Here is an 18642-nt window from a genome sequence, read left to right as displayed (position 1 = left end):
GCGGCCGCTGAGGGCATTTCCACTGCGGATCCTGCCGGATCCGGTGCCGACAGGCTTGATGAGGCCAACGGCCCCGGTGCCGACGAAGCCGGAGAGGACCCCGGTGCGAACGGTCCGGGGGGCGAGGCCTCCGGTGCGGCTGAAGCCGCTGAGGGCAGCGCAGGTGCGGCAGCTCCTGGTGGAGACGGTCCAGGGGATGGGACCGGTCCCCGGGCGCCCGGTGTGAGTGACCAGGGCGCGGCGGGATCCGGTGACAACCGGGCAGCGAACGCCCGGGGCGAGGGAAGTCCCGACGCCGCGGAAATCGACCGCCCTGCACATGGGCCCGCTTCGTCCGCAACAGATTCCACGGGTGATTCCGCCGAACCCGTGCCCCCGACCGTGATCACCGACAGCGGAGACCAGAAATCATGACCGTGCGCCATCGAAGCCCACGCTGGTCTCGGCTGCTGACCGCAGTCGTCGCCGTGGCGGGGATGGTGGTTGTCGCCGGTTGCGCGAACCTGCCGGACTCCTCGCAGCCGCAGGCGCTGGGCACCATCAATCAGGAGCCGACGGCGGTGGGACCGCCGCCGCCGACGCACGGCCGCGACCCGGATCTGCTGCTGCGCGATTTCCTGCAGGCCACTGCCGACCCCGCCGACGGGCATCTCGCGGCCCGGCAGTACATGACACCCGCCGCGTCCACTCAGTGGAACGACGAGGAGTCGAATGTCATCGTCGAGCGTGCGGATACGTTGCGTGAGTCCCGCTCCGAGAACGAGGCGACGTATGTGCTGCGCGCCCGGAAGGTGGGTGAGCTCGCCGAGGACGGTTCCTACCATGTGGTCGACGGGATCATCGAGCACAAGATCGAGATGATCCGGGTCGACGGTGAATGGCGGATCGACGAACTGCCCGACGGCGTGGTCATGGAGTACACCGCTTTCACCCAGTCCTACCGTCGGCAGGCCCTGTATTTCGTCACCGCCGACGGCCGGCATGTGGCGCCGGACCTGCGCTGGATCTCGGTGCGGCCGGACGATCTGACCCGGCGCCTGATCGATATGCTGATCGCCGGCCCGCAGCCGTACATCGCACCCGTGGTGCGTAATTATCTGAGTCCGCCCGCGGCTGTGCGCGGCACGATCACCAAGGCCAACGGTGACCCTGTGGGGGTAGGGGTCGGTCTGGGCGGGGTGCGGATCGATTTCTCCGGTATCGACGAATTGTCTCCGCGCGACCGTGAACTCTTCGCGGCGCAGGTGGTGCTGACCCTGTCCGCGGCGGACGTTCTCGGTCCCTACATTCTGCTGGCCGACGGCCGCCCCTTCGATGAACGCTTTGCCGAAGGGGGCTGGTCGATCACCGATCTGGGCCCGGTGGCCGATTCTGTGGGGCCGGAGATCCAGGTGGGTCTGCGTGCCCTCCGTGACGGAACACTGGTCGAGGTCGAACCGGACGGCGGTCCGCGTCCTGCTCCCGGATATTTCGGCACGGTGCAGAATTTGCAGTCGGTGGGCCTGTCGCCGGACGGTAAACGTGTCGCTGCGGTGGCCGATGCGGGCCGGGAACCGCCGGAGCCGCAGCGCACCCTGATGATGGGCAGTTACGGCGGCGACGCCTTCCCGGTAGAAGAGGGCGGTACTATCACGCGTCCTTCCTGGACCGCGGACGGTAGCGCGGCCTGGGCGGTTGTCGACGGTAATCGGGTGATCCGGGCCGTCACCAATGGGGAAACCGGCACGGTGCTGCCGCAGGGCGTCGACACCACCGAGTTGTTCGCCGGGGCTTCCGGCATCCCGGTGCAGGCGCCGATCACCGAACTACGGATTTCGCGTAACGGGGTGAGTGCGGCCCTGATCGCCGACGGCAATGTGTACCTCGCCATGGTCGTGGTCCGTCCGGATGGCACGTATGCGCTCACCTCGCCACGGCAGATTGCGATCGAACTTCCCACTACCGCCACCGCTCTGGACTGGTACAGCGACGATACGATCATCATCGCCAGTAGCGGTACGGTGGATCCGGTGCGCACGGTCAAGATCGACGGTTCGGGTATGTCCTCGCTCGGGGGCCGGAATCTGACCCCGCCGGTCCGGCAGGTCACCGCATCCATCGAGCGCCAGTACGTGGCGGATTCGCGGGCGGTCCTCGAGCTGACCCGCACCCCGGAGGGCGGGGATCCGTACTGGCGTGAGGTTCCCGGGCTCGGCGCGGACGCGGTGCCTATCCTCCCGGGCTGACAGGGCCGGTCGTCGGGCCCGGTCTGTCGGTGCCCGGCGGCACACTCGCCGCTATGCGGACACTCCTGGATCTGGTTCTGCCGGCCGAATGCGGTGGTTGCCGCAGCCCCGGAACTCTGTGGTGCGGCCGATGCGCGCGCAGCGTGGCGGGCCCACCGGCGCGTATTCACCCTCGCCGGGATCCAGGAGCGCGGTGCTGGGCGCTGAGCCCGTATCGCGGACCTGCGCGGCAGGCAGTGCTGGCGGTGAAGGAACGCGGTCGGCGCGACCTGGCGGCGCCGCTCGGACTGGCGTGGGCCGCCGGGCTCGCCGAGTTGCGAACCCCGGGCCGGCCGCTGATACTTGTACCCTCGCCGAGCCGGCGGGTCTCGGCCCGGCGCCGCGGGGGTGATCCGGTGTTGCGGTGCGCCCGATCGGCGGCTCGGTCGCTGGATGGTTGCCAGGTGTTGCCGTGTCTGCGAGTCTGGTGGGGAGTCCGCGATTCGGCCGGCCTGTCGGCGCGCGACCGCGACCGCAATCTACGCGGTCGGATCCGTGCGGTACCACTACCCGCCGAAGCGGCGAAGGCGCAGGTCGTCTTGGTCGACGATGTGCTGACAACAGGCTCCACGGCGCAGGAGTGTGCCCGAGCTCTGGCAGCCGTCGGGACATACGTCGACGACATCTTGGTGACCTGCGCCGCGTGAATCCCCCGAAATTTGCGTGAACAGTGGCGAACCTGGGATCGGCGTACTACCGTCGCGTTCACACACCGGAGTTCCGGGAGTTTGGAGGTGGGCCTGCGATTCGAGTGCCGGCCGACTGATGGGACGCGGCCGGCAACGTTCATCCCGCCGCGCGCGTCGGAAGTGTGCGGCCAGATCCGGGAGGTACGCGTGACGACATCTTCACGACCTTCAGTTCAGGACACAGCCCAGCCGCAGCTGGAAGACCAGCTCGAGAGCCCTCGGGAGACCCGCGCGGATATTGTGGTCAAGGGGCGTAATGTCGAGGTCCCCGACCATTACCGAGTCTATGTGTCGGACAAGCTGTCCCGGCTGGAACGCTTCGATCCATCGATCTTTCTGTTCGACGTGGAACTCTTCCACGAGCGCAATCGTCGTCAACGCAAGAGCTGCCAGCGGGTGGAGATCACTGCGCGCGGTAAGGGCCCGATCGTGCGGGCCGAGGCCTGCGCGGACAGTTTCTACGCCGCCTTCGAGGCGGTAACCGCCAAGCTCGAGAGCCGGCTGCGTCGCACGAAGGATCGGCGGCGTGTGCACTACGGTGAGAAAACCCCCGTCTCGGTGCACGACGCCACCGCGGATCTGGTCGAGGAGAGGCTGTCCGGCGAGCTCTCCGGTTCCCCTCACGATCATTCACCGCACAGTACGAAGCGGGCGGATTTTGCCGCCGATTATCCCGAGTACGAGGGTCCCGGCCATATAGTGCGCACCAAGGTGCACCCGGCCGTGCCGATGACTGTCGACGACGCGCTCTACCAGATGGAACTGGTAGGTCACGATTTCTTCCTCTTCCAGGACAAGGAATCCGATCGGCCGTCGGTGGTGTACCGCCGGCACGCATTCGACTACGGCCTGATCAGGCTCGCGTAGGCCGGGAGCACAACCGGCCGGTCCAGCGCGGGCCGGCCGGTTGGTTCATTGTCCGCGCCCTGCCTCGTAGCCCTCGTAGTGCACGGCGTCGGCAAGCTCCCGCCTGCCCCGCCAGCCGAAACGTTCGAGGTCGGGGATGCGCTGGAATTCGGTGACCGGGCCGATACAGAGCCAAGCCACCGGCCGGATCCCGGCAGGTAGATCGATGAGCTCGGTGAGGAACGGCGCATCGTAGAACGAGACCCAGCCGACACCGATCTGTTCCGCAGTCGCGGCCAGCCACAGATTCTGGATTGCGAGAATCGTCGAATATACGCCGGTCTCGGGAACGGACGCACGGCCGAGGATATGTGGCCCACCACGGGTGTCGTCGTGGACGACGACTATGCCGGTACCGCTCTCCTCGATCCCCTCGATTTTGATCGGGTCGAAGGTCGCTGCGCGCTCGGCCGGTAGCGACCGGGCGAATGCGAGCCGCTTCTCCGCGACATGGGCCGCGAACTTCCGCAGTGTGGCGCGATTGCGTACGAGCACGAAGTCCCACGGCTGAGAGTTTCCGACGCTCGGTGCGCAATGCGCCGCCTCGAGGATCCGCCACAGTACGGCATCGTCGACGGATTCCCCGGTGAACTCGGCGCGGACATCGCGCCGAGTCCGGATCGCCTCGTACAAACTCATATCCACAGCACCCACCACGTCAGTATCGCTGGTGTGCCCTGCTCGCCGGGGACGTTCGCGTTCTTCGCGTCCTACCGCAAGATACGGAGGTCGGCGGCCACGGCGAGGCGAGACCGGATGCGGAAACCCTGTCGGCCGGGTATCGCCGGTTGCTACCGGGGACGGCAGCTCTCGGGGTCGGGACCGGGGCAGGGCAATCTCTGCGTTCCGATATGGCCACTGCGATGGCCCGCACGCCGTGTGCGGGCCCTCGGCGAGCCCGGTCCTGGAGATAGGGGCGTCTACGTCGCGGCACCGACCCGAGCGGGGGAGCGCCGTGAAAGCCGGCGGCGCCCCTCGGCGATCGCGGTACGCAGGCCACGTCGTTTCCCGGTCACCGGGTCGATCGTGGCGACGGCCCGGCCGTTGAACCGCCGTTCGGACGCTGTTTCCGGGGCATCGTCTGCGGTGTGCCGCAGGTATTTGTTCGGCAGCGACAGCTTCGCAATGGTCCGCCACGCCTTGAAGTACTGGACGGGCAGTGAACCGGTGGTATACGGCAGGTCGTATTTATCGCACAGTTCCCGTACGCGAACGGCGACCGCAGCGTACCGGTTGCTGGGCAGGTCCGGGAAAAGGTGGTGTTCGATCTGGTGGCTCAGATTGCCGGTCATGAAATGCATGAGCTTGCCGCCGGAGATGTTGGCGCTGCCCAGCATCTGCCGTAGATACCACTGCGCTTGGGTCTCGTTGTCGATGTCGGCCTTGGTGAACTTCTCGGCGCCATCGGGGAAATGGCCACAGAAGATCACGGCATTGGTCCAGATATTGCGGACGACGTTCGCCGCCAGGTTCGCGGTGAGTGTGTGGAAGAAGAAGGGGCCCGTCAGCAGCGGGAAGACGACGTAATCCTTCAACGCCTGCTTTTTGATCTTGGCCAGTACCTCGTCGACCTTCCGGTCGAATTCGGCCCGCTCCGGCGTTCCGGGCTGCACCTTCCCGGCCGCGACCTTGCCGAGTTCCAGGTGCTGGATCGCGACACCGTATTCGAACAGGGATTGCAGGACCAGGTTGTACAGCGGGTTACCGATATTGAAGGGTTTCCAGCGCTGATCGCGCGTGACCCGCAGCAGGCCGTAGCCGATATCGTCGTCCATGCCCAGGACATTGGTGTACTTGTGGTGCAGGTAGTTGTGGGTGTGTTTCCAGTGCTTGGACGGACCGGCGTTATCCCATTCCCAGCGGCTGGAGTGGATCTCCGGATCGTTCATCCAGTCCCACTGCCCGTGCATCACATTATGCCCGATCTCCATGTTCTCGATGATCTTGGACGTGCTCAGCAGGGCTACGCCGGCGAGCCAGGCAGGGGGTAGGAAACCGGCGAAAAGTACGGTACGGCCGCTGATTTCGAGTGCACGCTGCAAACGGATGACATTGCGGATATAGCGGGCGTCGCGCTCACCGCGGGTGGATTCGATGTCGCGGCGAATCGCGTCGAACTCTGCTCCGAGTGCTTCCACATCCGCGTCGGTGAGATGCGCGTATTCCTTGACATCCGATATAGCCATGCGGGCTACCCTACCGTAAGTTACGGCACCGTAGGTTTGGGGATATCAGTAGATAATGTGGCGTGCGCCCTATTGCAGGTCCCAATACGCCGGTGCTATGTCGCGACGGGAGGCCGATGGCGTGGATCACCGTGGCGGCTCGATCGAATAATCGATGGATTCCGCCGGGACGTTACACCCGAATCCACGCGGCCGCACGGCGAAATTTCCGGCCAGGCCGGCGAGCTATCCGGCCCGGTGGGCGGTATTCGTATTGCGCAGTGGCCGGACCCGCCGCAGCAGATCCCGCTCCTGCCGGGCCTTGGACCGCATCGAACGGCGGGCCGCGCGAAGAACCTCTTTTTCGTGCTCGGCCTTGGCCCGCAAGGCGAACTTCGCCTCCGATAGCGCCGATTTCAAACCACGCCGCGTGCCGGTGGCCGGGTCGATACTCCACGGCCGGTGTTCGGTGCCGGAGTGTGCGGTGAGGCCGGCGAATTTACGTTCCGAAGACGTTTCCGGCGCATCGTCGGCAGTGCGCTGGAGGAATCGGTCCGGCAAAGCCAGTTTGTGGATGGTGCGGAAAGCCAGCAGGTACTGCTTGCCCAGCGATCCGGTCGTATACGGCAGATCGTATTTATCGCACAGCTCGCGCACCGCCACCGCGACCTGTGGGTACCGGTTGCTCGGCAGATCCGGGAAGAGGTGGTGTTCGATCTGGTAGCTGAGATTACCGCTCATGAACCCCATCACCGGCCCGGCCGAGAAATTGGCGCTGCCCAGCATCTGCCGCAGATACCATTCGCCACGTGTCTCGCCCTCGAGCTGCTCCTCGGTGAACTTCTCCGCACCGTCCGGGAAATGTCCGCAGAAGATCACCGCGTAGGCCCACAGATTGCGGATCAGGTTCGCGGTGGCGTTGGCCTTCAGCGTGGCAGTAAAGGCGGGGCCGGTGAGCGCCGGGTGGATGAGAAAGTCCTTCGCGACCTGCCGGGCGACCTTGCCGCCGAACTGTTTGTTCGGTTCGGAACCGAGCTGGAAGCGCGGCACCCCGGACAGTTGTTTCTCGATCTTCCAGTCGTGTAGCGCGATCCCCCATTCGAACGCCGCCGCCAGGACGATATTGGCGATCGGCTGGATCAGGTGTATGGGCCGCCACTGCTCGTCGCGGGTCATTCGCAGGATGCCGAAGCCGAGGTCTTCGTCGCGTCCCAGCACATTGGTGTAGGTGTGGTGCGAATAGTTGTGCGCGCGGCGCCACTGGGCCGACGGCCCGGTCATATCCCACTCCCAATTCGTGGAGTGGATCTCGGGATCGTTCATCCAATCCCACTGGCCGTGGCTGATGTTGTGTGCCAGCTCCATGTTCTCGATGATCTTGGCAACGGACAGCATCGCCGTCCCGGCCAGCCAGGCCCAGCGGTTACGGCTGCCGAACAGGACGGCCCGGGCCGTGAACTCCAGGCCGCGCTGGGCAGCGATGGTGCGCCGGATGTAGCGGGCATCGCGTTCACCCAAGGACTGCTCGACCGACCGCCGGATACCGTCGAGTTCCTGACCCAGCATCTCGACATCCGCGGCCGTGAGGTGGGCAAAGGCTCTGATGTCGGTGATGGCCACCGGCGTCCCTTCTGTCAGCGCGATATGCGTAGCCGAACGCGGCATGGTCGAAACGATTATGTGATCGCGTGATCTTCCCGGCCCCGGGAAGTGCCCCTGCGGTACACCCCGAGCGTACCTGTGCGGGGTGATCGCCGGGTGTGTCCGGTTCGGTCAGACGTCGAGGGTGCAGTCCCCGGCCGCCGCCGAAATACACGTCTGAACCTTTTCGCCTTCGAAACGTTCGGTGCCGTTGCGCAGATCGCGGGCATGCCCCGAGGTCAAGGTGACCACACAGGTCTGGCAGATACCCATCCGGCAGCCGAACGGCAACTGAACACCCGCGGATTCACCGGCCTCCAGCAGCGTGGTAGCGCCGTCGACAGTTGTCGTACGACCCGTTTTCCCGAAGGTGACAGTGCCGCCCTCGGTGGTCGCCGACCGTTCCACCTCGAACCGCTCCACATGGAGCGCGTCGTCGAGTCCGGCCGTGCGCCAATACTTCTCGATACCGTCGAGCATGCCCAGGGGGCCGCATGCCCACGTCTGCCGTTCCCGCCAGTCCGGGTACAGGTCGTCGAGCGCGTCGGGCGAGAATTTGCCGTTGTCCGCGGTGAGATGGATATGCGAGACGAATCCCGGATGCCGCCGGTGCAGATCGGCCAGCTCGTCCGCGAACATGACCTCGTCGGTGGACCGGGCCGAATGGATATGCACCACGTCGGTCACCGAGTCGCGGCGATCCAGGGCGCGCAGCATGGACATGACCGGTGTGATGCCGGAGCCCGCGGTGAGGAAAAGCACCTTCGGGGGCGCCGGGGACGGCAGGACGAACGCGCCCTGCGGGGCGGCGAGCCGGACGACGGTACCGGGGGTGACTCCGTTGACCAGATGGCTGGACAGGAAACCCTCCGGCATCGCCTTCACAGCGATGGCGATGACTTTGTTGCCGTAGCGCGGATCGTTCCAGTCGGGCGGGCTGGTCAGCGAATAGGAGCGCCAGTGCCAGCGACCGTCGACCAGGATGCCGATACCGATGTACTGGCCGGGCTCGTAGCGGAAATCGAAACCCCAGCCCGGTTTGATCACCAAGGTCGCCGAATCGGCGGTTTCCTTGCGAACGTCGACCACACGACCGCGTAGTTCCCGGGCCGACCACAGCGGATTGGCCAGATGCAGATAGTCGTCGGGCAGCAGCGGGGTGGTCGCCCGGGCCACCGCCCCGCGCAGGACGTTGAGCCGTCCGCCGCGTTCGGCGACATCGGCCGCCGGAGATTCCAGCCATTCCCGGACATTCTCTAGAAACATCGGTGCCGTTTCGTCCTTCTGTCGTCGTGGCCACCCGTGGCGACCGCCTGCCCCACAGGTTACGGCATCGTAGGTTGTCCGGGGTTCGTGCGCCGTCACAACTATCGGGCACTCATTCCAGCCGTGGTCCGCCGGCGGCGGATCGGCCGATCGTCACAGCAAATCGAGCAGGAAAGGCAGTTCCTGGGTGGCGTACCAGGCCAGCTGGTGGTCCTCAGCGTCACCGAGGACGAATTCCGCGTCCTCGTCGCCGAGATCGGCGGCGTCGACGATGTCGGTGGCCTTGGCCACGGCGGATTCGGCCTCGGCCAGATCCATATGGACCGAGCCGACCCGTGTGTACTCGATCGGGCCGTCCAGCTTCACCACGGCATCGTCGAGGTCGGGTCGCAGGGTCGCGCCCGTGACATCGACCGCGATCACCGCGCGCCGGTACATGGGTGCTGTCGAACTGTGTGCCTCGTCGGCCAGCAGCCGCAGCGACGCCCGCGCCGCCTCCGCCATGGCGACCTCCGAGAGTTCCTCGTCGTCGCCCGACGCGTAGGCCTCGCGTAGGGCGGGAGTGAGGGCGAAAGCCGTCCCACCCACCGCATGCAGTTCGCGTTTGTCCACGAGGTCCCGCAGCATCGACACCGTGGCCGGTACGTACACGCGCATGGTCTTGCGGTCAGAGGCAGGCACCGAGTAACTCCTCCATCGATTCGGGCACCGACGCGGCCAGCACACCGATATCGGCCATTGCCTCGCGGTCGGCGTTGAGTCCGTAGCAGACCCGTCCGTTGTAGGACGTGATCCCGATACTCGTCGCCTGGTTGCGCAGCAACGGCGAAACCGGGTACATCTCCAGCATCCGCGCACCGCCGACGAACATGGGCGTCTGCGGGCCCGGCGCGTTGGTGATCACCACATTGAACGTATGGTCTGCGAACGTACTCGCCGCCCGCACACTCATCGCGTGCAGGCTGGCCGGAGCGAAGCCCGCGAGGTGCACCAGCGTGCGGGCGCGCACCGCATGGCGCTGCCGGCCGTCCGCCGAGGTCGCATGCGCGATATGCGACAGCCGCATCACCGGACTCGGTTCGCCCACCGGCAGCGAGATCAGCAGTGGCGTTATCGCGCTGGGCAGGCTGCGCCCGGCATGGGGTTCGCCGTCGTTTCCCGACATCGGCACCGCCGCGCGCAGCACGGTCGATTCGGTCAGTCCCTTGTTCCGGGACAGCAGCCAGTTGCGCAACGCACCGGTTACCACGGCCAGCACCACATCGTTGATGGTGCAGCCTGCCTGCTGATGGATCCGTTTGTAATCGGCCAGGTCGGTCACCGCGGTGGCGAACCGGCGTTGCCGGCACGTGCGGGCGTTCAAGGGGCTGTCCGGGGTGCCGCTGGTCGCCGAACGCACCGCCGCCGCCACCGTGTCCAGCGTCCGGCCCGCGGTACCGATCACGCCCGCCGCGTTCGCCCCCGCTTCACGCAATACCTCGACTGCCGAGGTCGGCTGCGCCACGAGGTGGCCCAGTGCGCCCACCAGCAGATCGGTGTCGCTGGGTTCGCGGCCGGGTTGCCACTGATCGTCGGCTATCTCGCGCGGCGATTCGGCGGCGTCGGCGACAACATGCCCGATCTCCAGCGCGGCGACACCATCCACCAAGGCAGCATGGGACTTGGTATAGATGGCGCAACGCCCGCCGGACAGTCCCTCGATCAGGTACATCTCCCACAGCGGCCGGGCCGGGTCGAGCGGCCTCGAGGCCAGCCGGGCCGCCAGTTCGTGCAGCTGATCGTCGCTGCCCGGCGAGGGTAGTGCCGAGCGGCGGATGTGATAGGTGATATCGAACCGGCTGTCCTCGACCCAGACCGGCCGGCCCAGCGACAGCGGGACCTGCCGGACCTTGCGCCGGTACCGGGGAGCCAGGGGCAGGCGGGCTTCGACCAGGTCGACCAATGCCGGGTAGTCGAGCGGCCGACCGTCGCCGGTGGTGTTGTCCAGGACGATCAGTGATCCGATATGTACCGGGTGCGTGGTCGATTCCAGCCGGAAGAAGTCGGCGTCCTGCGGTGTCAGCCTGGCTATCACGCTGGTATCTGCCCTTCGGAGTCCGGAATCCGCACTCCATTGTGACCAGTCCGCAGTAGTTCGCGCACCATTGTGTGGATTTTCCGATACTCGATTCGCCGGCTTGCGGGGGAGTACCGGGTGGTATAGCCGGTGCGACCGCTGTCGGCGTAAATGTGACGAAGGCGCGGTGGCCGGGTCCGCGGCGACGCCTACCATGGGAGCCGCATTACCATGAAGCAAGCTGCGGCTACTCTACGCCTACGCACGCCGGTTAGAACGGTAACAATCGCCGGGCGGGGTGCAGCCGTGAACATCGGAGCCGAAACCGACCCAGAGGACTGACGAGACTCGTGCCTGCGCTGACACTGACGAGGTTGCTACGTTTTGGCGAGGGCCGCATGGTCAAGCGTCTCTCCCATCTCGCCGACGAGGTGATCCGGCTCGAGGACGATTACTCCTCGGTCACCGACGCCGAGCTACAGGCCAAAACCGACGAGTTCCGGGAGCGCTACGCCGACGGCGAAACCCTCGACGACCTGCTACTGGAGGCATTCGCGGTAGCTCGCGAAGCCTCGTGGCGGGTACTGCAGCAGAAGCATTACAAGGTGCAGATGATGGGCGGGGCGGCGCTGCACCTGGGCAATATCGCGGAAATGAAGACCGGTGAGGGTAAAACCCTCACCTCGGTGCTGCCCGCGTATCTGAACGCGATCAGCGGTGACGGCGTGCATATCGTCACCACTAACGACTACCTGGCCAAACGTGACTCCGAGTGGATGGGCCGGGTACACCGTTTCCTCGGACTCGAGGTGGGCGCGATCCTGGCCGGGATGACACCGGCGCAGCGGCGCGACGCCTACAACGCCGATATCACCTACGGCACCAACAACGAATTCGGGTTCGACTACCTGCGCGACAATATGACCCATTCGCTGGACGATCTCGTCCAGCGCGGTCACAATTTCGCCGTGGTCGACGAGGTCGACTCGATTCTGATCGACGAGGCCCGCACCCCGTTGATCATCTCGGGCCCGGCCGATGCTTCCAGTAAGTGGTATGGGGAATTCGCCCGAATTGCGCCGTTGCTGAAAAAGGATCTGCACTACGAGGTCGATATCAAGAAACGCACCATCGGCGTGCACGAGGCCGGGGTGGAGTTCGTCGAGGACCAGCTGGGTATCGACAATCTCTACGAGGCGGCGAACTCACCGCTGGTGAGCTATCTGAACAACTCCATCAAGGCCAAGGAGCTCTACACCCGCGACAAGGACTACATCGTCCGCGACGGTGAGGTGATCATCGTCGACGAGTTCACCGGACGTATCCTGGTCGGCCGCCGCTACAACGAGGGTATGCACCAGGCGATCGAGGCCAAGGAAGAGGTCGAGATCCAGCCGGAGAACCAGACCCTGGCCACGATCACCCTGCAGAACTACTTCCGCCTCTACGACAAGCTGTCGGGTATGACCGGCACCGCCGAGACCGAGGCGGCCGAGCTGCACCAGATCTACGAACTCGGGGTCATCCCTATCCCGACCAACCGGCCGATGGTGCGTGTCGACCAGGCCGACCTCATCTACAAGACCGAAGAGGCGAAGTTCAACGCCGTGGTCGATGATCTGGTCGAACGGTACGAGGCCGGGCAGCCGGTGCTGATCGGTACCACGAGCGTGGACCGTTCCGAGTATCTGTCCAAACAGCTCACCAAACGCGGCGTACCGCACAACGTGCTCAATGCGAAGTTCCACGAGAAGGAAGCGCAGATCATCGCCGAGGCCGGCCGCCCCGGTCAGGTGACCGTCGCGACGAATATGGCCGGTCGCGGTACCGACGTCGTGCTCGGCGGCAACCCGGACATCATCACCGACACTCTGCTGCGCCAGCAGGGGCTGGATCCGGTGAACACGCCCGAGGAGTACCAGGCCAACTGGTTCCATGCCCTGGAGAAGGTCAAGAAGCAGGTCGGCGAGGACGCCGCGGCGGTGAGGGAGGCCGGCGGTCTCTACGTGCTCGGCACCGAGCGCCACGACTCCCGGCGTATCGACAACCAGCTGCGCGGCCGGTCCGGGCGTCAGGGCGACCCGGGCGAATCCCGGTTCTACCTGTCGCTCGGTGACGAACTGATGCGCCGGTTCAACGGCGCGGCGCTGGAGTCGATCATGACCCGGCTCAACCTGCCCGACGATGTGCCGATCGAGGCGAAGATGGTCTCCAAGGCCATCAAGAGCGCGCAGACACAGGTCGAACAGCAGAACTTCGAGATCCGCAAGAACGTGCTCAAGTACGACGAGGTGATGAACCAGCAGCGCACCATCATCTACAGCGAGCGCAACCGTATCCTGCGCGGCGAGGATATGGAGGGCCAGGTCCAGAGCATGATCACCGATGTGATCACCGCCTACGTCAACGGCGCCACTGCCGAGGGCTATGTGGAGGACTGGGATCTGGACAAGCTGTGGGGAGCGCTGAAATCCCTGTACCCGGTGAGCCTGAAGCATCAGGATCTCACCGGCGATACCGAGGTCGGCGAGGCCGGGGAACTCACTCGCGAGGACCTGCTCGAAACCCTGCTGGACGACGCACACGCCGCCTACGCGGAGCGTGAGGCCGAGATCGACGGAATGGCCGGCGAAGGCAGCATGCGCACGCTGGAACGTCAGGTGATGCTGTCGGTGCTGGACCGCAAATGGCGCGAACATCTCTACGAGATGGATTATTTGAAAGAGGGCATCGGCCTGCGCGCCATGGCGCAGCGCGATCCGCTGGTGGAATACCAGCGCGAGGGCTTCGATATGTTCGCGAACATGCTGGAAGGGTTGAAGGAGGACGCCGTCGGCATCCTGTTCAACGTCCAGGTCGAGGTTCAGCAGCCGCAGCCCGAAGGTGTGCAGGTCGACGGTGGTCTGCGGTCACCGGTGGGCGGGCTGTCCGGAGCGCAACCGCTGCCGCCGGAAAGCCAGTACCCCACCGAGAAGCTCCCGATCATCAACGGTGCGCCGCCCGCGCTGCGGGCTCGCGGTATCGACCAGTCGGGACCGCGTGGTTTGAGCTATTCGGGGCCGGCCGAAGGTGGCGCCACGGCGGTGCACAGCGACGCCGAGGAATACGGTTCCGAGTCCGAGGACCGGACGCAGGGTACGCGTCGTGAGCGTCGCGAAGCGGCTCGCGCGCAGACCAAGCAGGGCAAGGGGCCGAAGTCACGCCGTAGGAACTGAGTCCGGCAACGGCGGCGCCCCCACCACCATGGTGGGGGCGCCGCCGTTTTCCGGCGCGGGCCCGGCTGCGATGGTGCCACAACGAAATCCGCTCAGTGACCGGCGGAATGCCGTGGGCAGTAGGAACCGACGGCGGCCTGTAGGAAGAGATAGGGATATTCCACGAACGGACGGGACTCCTCGGCGAGATAGGTGCGATTCGCCGCGGTGTTACCGGATTTGTCGAGGTATTCACATTGTGCGCGGGCCAGGGCGATGGCCGCGTCCTGTAGCGGGCGCGGCTCGTCGTCGAAGGCACTGGCCCGGAGGAATTCTCGATCGGTGAAGGGTAGCTGGGCGACGGAGTCGTCCTTGCCGGCCGGGTGGTGCAGGCCGGTAGTACCCGGGGCGCCGGGCCGGGCGGTGCCGGAGTGGGGGTGCGCCCCGGCGGCAGGGGCGCCGCCGAACAGGAGTGCGGACGCTGCCGCGCTGATGATCAATATTCTGAACATCGTTCCTTCTGTGCTCGATGACATGCGGGAGGGGAACAGCTGTCGTACACAGATATCCGGATCGCCTGCCTCCGGACGATCGCGCCGATGCCTCGCGATTCGAGCGGTGGAACTGCATCGATGCGCGCGCATCGTATCGGGAAACGATGGCTGTCGGCAGCTCTTCGGAAAAGATCCGCCGAGGACCGCCGAAACATGTCGGCCTCTATGGTTTCGGGGCGTCACCTGCGAGTTCATTCCTCGTGCTCGAGATTGCGGTCCAACCGCAGCAGCACCTCGGCCACCTGTTCCTGGACCCATTCGACCATCCCCTTGGTCCCCATCCCGGTTGCTACGGGCACCTCCGCGGAAAGTGAAGTGACATAACGTCCGTCGCCGGGCAGATCCCGCCAGCGCAACCCCATATCGACCCGGCCGCGTGGGCCGAACATCGACCGGCCCTGCAAAACCCGCACCGATCCGGTCGCGGCGGCGGGTGTATTCAGGTAGCTCGCGCTGCGATACGCCTCGTCGTCCTCGGGTTCGTCATCGTCGCTGATCAGTGGGATGAATGGTCGTGCGTCCGATGGCGTCTCGGGATCGATCAGGGTGATCTGGCGCATGCGGCCGGCCTCAGCGGCCGGTAGCAAATCGAGGACAACGTCGGCGAGTGCATGCGGATCACAGGCAATCACATCGAAACCTCCGCTGTGCCAAATCGTTTCGCCGGGACGCTCGGTGATCACGAAACCGCGCGCCCGCTGCCGGACGGCATGGACCCGCGTCCATCCTTGCGGGTTCTCCGGCTCCTGTTCATCCCAGGCTTGGGCGACGACAGTGATATCCGGCCGGGTGAGGGCTTCGCCCAATACCGGTAGGTCGGCGTCGTCGCGTTCGCGCAGCTCCCGCAAGGTTTTGTCCCGCTCCGCCCGGAAATCCGCGGCCAGCCGGGTCCGGCTGGTGAAGGTGAACGGGATCGGTAGTTCGGTGCAACCGTGTTCCTCGCACAGCAGGACGAATTCGAGATCGGTCAGTGCCCATGCAGGGTTCACTGTTCGATCACCGGCCGCACCTTGGCCGGAGACTCGTCGAACACCTCGTCCAAGTTCTCCCGCGACACCAGGAACTCGGCCGGAGCGTGACCGTTGTTCTGCCCGGGATTGCCCGTGGAACCCGCGCCCGCGGCGGGTGCACCCATCATCGGCATACCGGGTGAACCGCCCGGTGCCCCGGCGGCAGCCGGGATACCCGAGTAGCCGGCGAGATCAAGGCCCGGACCGGCGACCGAGGCCCGAGGGAACGGACTGGGTTTCGTGCCCGGATACGGTGCCAGCGGTTCGGCTTCCGCTACCGGGGCGCCCACCCCGCCACCGCCGAGTCCGGCGGTCGGTTCGAGAGATCTCGCGGGATCCAGGAGATGCTGTATGTGCTGCTGCAACGCACTCGGGTCGAGCAGGTGCTGTAGCCGATCCAGTCCGGGCAGCGTGGCGTCCGTCTCGGCGAATGCCTGGATTCCCCGGGTCAGCATATTCGTGAGCCGGTCGAGGACGTTCTGCTCCGAGTCCGTCCTGCCTTCGGGACCGCCGGCCGGCGAGAGGTCCGCACCGAATGCGCCGAACAGGCTCTCGGCAGCGCCGTACGGCGAATCCTGCGCGTACAGCGCTTCCAGCGCAGTGTCGTGCAGTTCGGGTGGCATCTGGTCGGCGGGGATACCGGTGATCTTCGACAACGCGTCGGCGAGGGTGGGAGGTTTGCCGTTCTTGCCGGTGATAGGGATATTCTTCAGCGCGTCGGGCAGCTGCGACTTCGGTATGCCGGTGAGCCTCGCGAGAATATCGGCTGCGGTGGGATTCTCAAGCATGGTGGTGGCGGTTACCGGGGTTGTCTCGCCGGGGGTGTCCGCGGCCGGTACGGAAGGGACGGCCGGTGTGGTCTCCCCACCGGTTTCGCCGGTACCGCCGGTGGATCCCGGGACGGGAGACGTTGCGCCGGAACCGTATTCGGCCTGATCGTAGCTGGGCACGTCGGGGGTTTGCCCACCGCTGCTGCCCCCACCCCGGCCGCCGCTCTGATCATCGGAGCCTCGGCTTTCCTCTTGCCCTTCGCCCTGCTCTCGTACCTGCCCTTGCCCGTCGCCTCGACCGCTGCTCGAGCCGCCGCCCTGTCCTTCTCCCTGGCCGGAGCCCTGCCCGCTCTGATCATCGTCCCGGTTTCGACCGTCCTCGAGCCCTTGCTCGTACCCCTCGTCGTGGCCTTCCCGGTACGCCTTCTCCGCCGAGCCTTGGTTCCCCCCGTTTCCATTGGTGTTCTGGTTGTTGTCTTCGTTCGTGGGTGGCGGTTTCGGTTCGGCGATCGGGCCTTCGAGTACCGGCATCTCCCGGAGGGTATTCCGCATACCTTCGGCGTAATGCTTCTCCCACTCTTCGCGGTACCGCTGGAGTACGGCGTGTTCGACCGACGAGCCGCGGAGGTCGAAATCCTGCTGTGGCATCGAGATCTGAGTGCGGCGTAACCACTCGGCGGTATAGAACATGTTCTCACTCATCGAGAACATGGAGTTCCACAGTGGGGCGATGGAGTCCACATAATTGCGGGTGGCGGTCCGGGCGCGGTCCGCGGCGCGGCCCTGCCATTTGTCCTGGATCCCCTCGATAGCGGCCTCGAACTTCTCCAATTCGGATCTCGTATGTGAGGCCAGCTGCCACCAGCGCTGCCGCATCGCGGCAAGCACGAAGATGCCCCAGGGCAGGTTGTCCGCCAAGCCACGGAAATGTTCGAAACCGAGCGCCGAACTGTTCTCCAGTTGGACGATATCCGGCGATATCGACTCCTGGCGGCCGATATAACGCTGTAGTTCGTCGGGGACCGCCGAGGCGGGCAGGCGACGATAGTCGTCCTGGTTGCCATCCCGGCCGGCATCGGTCGGTGTTCCCTCGGGATGGTCGGCGGCGTCGTAGGTGGGGCCGTCGGAGTACAGCATCGGAATTTCGGCGCTCGGCTCGACCGGTACCCGAAAATCCGCGAGTCTGTCGAGGTCGGCCGAGTTCTGCTCCTCGGTCCGCCGATAGTAGAGCCCGGCCTGCACGAACGCGTTTGCCATCTCGGTGCCGATGTTCACGTGGTCCTGCGCAACGGTGGACAGCCGGTCGGCGCGTTTGTTGTAGATCTCCGCGAGCTTCTGCCCAGAGGTCAGGGTGCCCCCGGTGAAGTTGCTCAGCTCGTCCATGTAGAAATCGTCGATGGCGGCCCGCATCGCCAGCATCTGATCGACCATCCGGCCGGCGGCTTCCGCGCCGGTCACCGCGGCGGCGGGTTCGAAATACAGGAGGTCCTGGGAGGCGTCCTGCTTCAACCCGGCCCAGGTACCCGGCTCTCGAGTCATCGGATCCGCTTCCTTTCATTACCCGGACCGGCCCTTCGATCGCTGCGGAACACGCCGGTACACGCCAGCAGGATTACACCGCATCACATTGAATACGCCATGGCGCACAGGGAAATTCGATGCGATTCCCGCATTGACTCCTTGCTTCGGAGAGGCGACGACCGTCCGGGAACGCGAGCCCTCGAGTTGGACTCGCGCTGACGCTAACGGTTCAGAGTTCGGATCCGCCGCCGCACCATGGCAGGCAGCCGAATCACTTCCTAAGGAATGCAGCCATGCCAGGACGTCTGAAACCACGAGTGCACCGACAGCTGCGCGGATCGGCGGCAACCGCACTGGCCGCCGCCGTGTTGCTGCTGCTGTGCGCCTGCGGTGCCGGCGGCGAGGCAGCCAGGAGCGTCGACGGAAAAACCGTCCTGCGATATCAGGGCTGGTCGGGAAAGGTGGGCTTCCACGAACTCGCCGCGGACCTCGGCTACTACGAGAACGTGCAGCTGGAGTGGGTCGGGGATACCACCAGCGGTCCGCAGGACATCCAGTCCGTCGCCACGGGGCAGATCGAGTTCGGGTCCGCGTTCAACGGTGCGG

General features: G+C 65.6%; 13 protein-coding genes and 1 pseudogene. 5 read left to right on the top strand and 9 right to left on the bottom strand.

All coding sequences use genetic code 11. The features are described 5' to 3' along the window. Positions 1-410: 410 nt before the first annotated feature. From lpqB to hpf, 3 genes are all read left to right on the top strand, one after another. Positions 411-2225 carry an MtrAB system accessory lipoprotein LpqB gene (gene lpqB / locus NS6_RS30250; RefSeq protein ID WP_068049186.1) on the top strand — a complete coding sequence of 605 codons (1815 nt, stop codon included), beginning with the start codon at positions 411-413 and terminating at the stop codon, positions 2223-2225. Positions 2226-2278: 53 nt separating this feature from the next. After that, positions 2279-2911, top strand: a complete 633-nt coding sequence (locus tag NS6_RS30245; RefSeq protein ID WP_068049183.1) for a ComF family protein — start codon at positions 2279-2281, stop codon at positions 2909-2911. Between the two features lie 189 nt (positions 2912-3100). Further along, a complete protein-coding gene (gene hpf / locus NS6_RS30240; RefSeq protein ID WP_068049314.1) occupies positions 3101-3820 on the top strand; it encodes a ribosome hibernation-promoting factor, HPF/YfiA family in 720 nt (239 codons plus the stop codon). 45 nt (positions 3821-3865) lie between these two features. Here the strand turns inward: hpf and bluB are convergent, their stop codons facing one another. The 6 genes from bluB to NS6_RS30210 all read right to left on the bottom strand — a co-directional run bounded on the left by bluB (position 3866) and on the right by NS6_RS30210 (position 11005). Continuing rightward, entirely contained in the window at positions 3866-4498 is a 633-nt protein-coding gene (bluB, locus tag NS6_RS30235) for a 5,6-dimethylbenzimidazole synthase (protein ID WP_068049312.1), read from the bottom strand. A gap of 281 nt (positions 4499-4779) precedes the next feature. Then, complete coding sequence (locus NS6_RS30230) at positions 4780-6045, bottom strand: fatty acid desaturase family protein (protein ID WP_068049179.1); 1266 nt, start codon at positions 6043-6045, stop codon at positions 4780-4782. A gap of 225 nt (positions 6046-6270) precedes the next feature. Beyond that, positions 6271-7644 (bottom strand): fatty acid desaturase family protein, encoded by a 1374-nt coding sequence (locus NS6_RS30225; protein ID WP_068049310.1) that lies wholly within the window; start codon positions 7642-7644, stop codon positions 6271-6273. A 153-nt stretch (positions 7645-7797) separates the two neighbouring features. Continuing rightward, complete coding sequence (locus tag NS6_RS30220) at positions 7798-8931, bottom strand: ferredoxin reductase (protein ID WP_068049176.1); 1134 nt, start codon at positions 8929-8931, stop codon at positions 7798-7800. 153 nt (positions 8932-9084) lie between these two features. Beyond that, entirely contained in the window at positions 9085-9588 is a 504-nt protein-coding gene (locus NS6_RS30215; RefSeq protein WP_068049309.1) for a DUF6912 family protein, read from the bottom strand. Positions 9589-9598: 10 nt separating this feature from the next. Further along, the gene (locus tag NS6_RS30210; protein ID WP_068049173.1) at positions 9599-11005 is read right to left on the bottom strand and encodes a WS/DGAT/MGAT family O-acyltransferase; all 1407 of its coding nucleotides are present in this window, start codon (positions 11003-11005) and stop codon (positions 9599-9601) included. Positions 11006-11337: 332 nt separating this feature from the next. Here NS6_RS30210 and secA point away from each other — a divergent pair, with 332 nt between their 5' ends. Beyond that, positions 11338-14202 (top strand): preprotein translocase subunit SecA, encoded by a 2865-nt coding sequence (secA, locus tag NS6_RS30205; protein WP_068049170.1) that lies wholly within the window; start codon positions 11338-11340, stop codon positions 14200-14202. A gap of 92 nt (positions 14203-14294) precedes the next feature. Here secA and NS6_RS30200 read toward each other — a convergent pair whose 3' ends face one another. The 3 genes from NS6_RS30200 to NS6_RS30190 all read right to left on the bottom strand — a co-directional run bounded on the left by NS6_RS30200 (position 14295) and on the right by NS6_RS30190 (position 18054). Further along, on the bottom strand, positions 14295-14693 hold the full coding sequence (locus NS6_RS30200) for a DUF732 domain-containing protein (RefSeq protein ID WP_068049167.1): 399 nt from the start codon (positions 14691-14693) through the stop codon (positions 14295-14297). Positions 14694-14926: 233 nt separating this feature from the next. Next, positions 14927-15724: an ESX secretion-associated protein EspG gene (locus NS6_RS30195; RefSeq protein ID WP_068049164.1), complete on the bottom strand. Its 798-nt coding sequence runs from the start codon at positions 15722-15724 to the stop codon at positions 14927-14929. Further along, the gene (locus tag NS6_RS30190; protein WP_068049161.1) at positions 15721-18054 is read right to left on the bottom strand and encodes a hypothetical protein; all 2334 of its coding nucleotides are present in this window, start codon (positions 18052-18054) and stop codon (positions 15721-15723) included. Before NS6_RS30190 ends, NS6_RS30195 begins: the two co-directional genes overlap by 4 nt. Before the next feature lie 275 nt (positions 18055-18329). Between NS6_RS30190 and NS6_RS30185 the strand changes: the two are divergent. Further along, positions 18330-18642: pseudogene (locus tag NS6_RS30185) on the top strand (ABC transporter substrate-binding protein); the annotation flags it as partial.

The sequence above is a fragment of the Nocardia speluncae NBRC 108251 genome, from assembly GCF_001613245.1.
In the GTDB taxonomy this organism is placed as follows: domain Bacteria; phylum Actinomycetota; class Actinomycetes; order Mycobacteriales; family Mycobacteriaceae; genus Nocardia; species Nocardia speluncae.
This window is presented reverse-complemented; position numbering and strand designations above follow the sequence as displayed.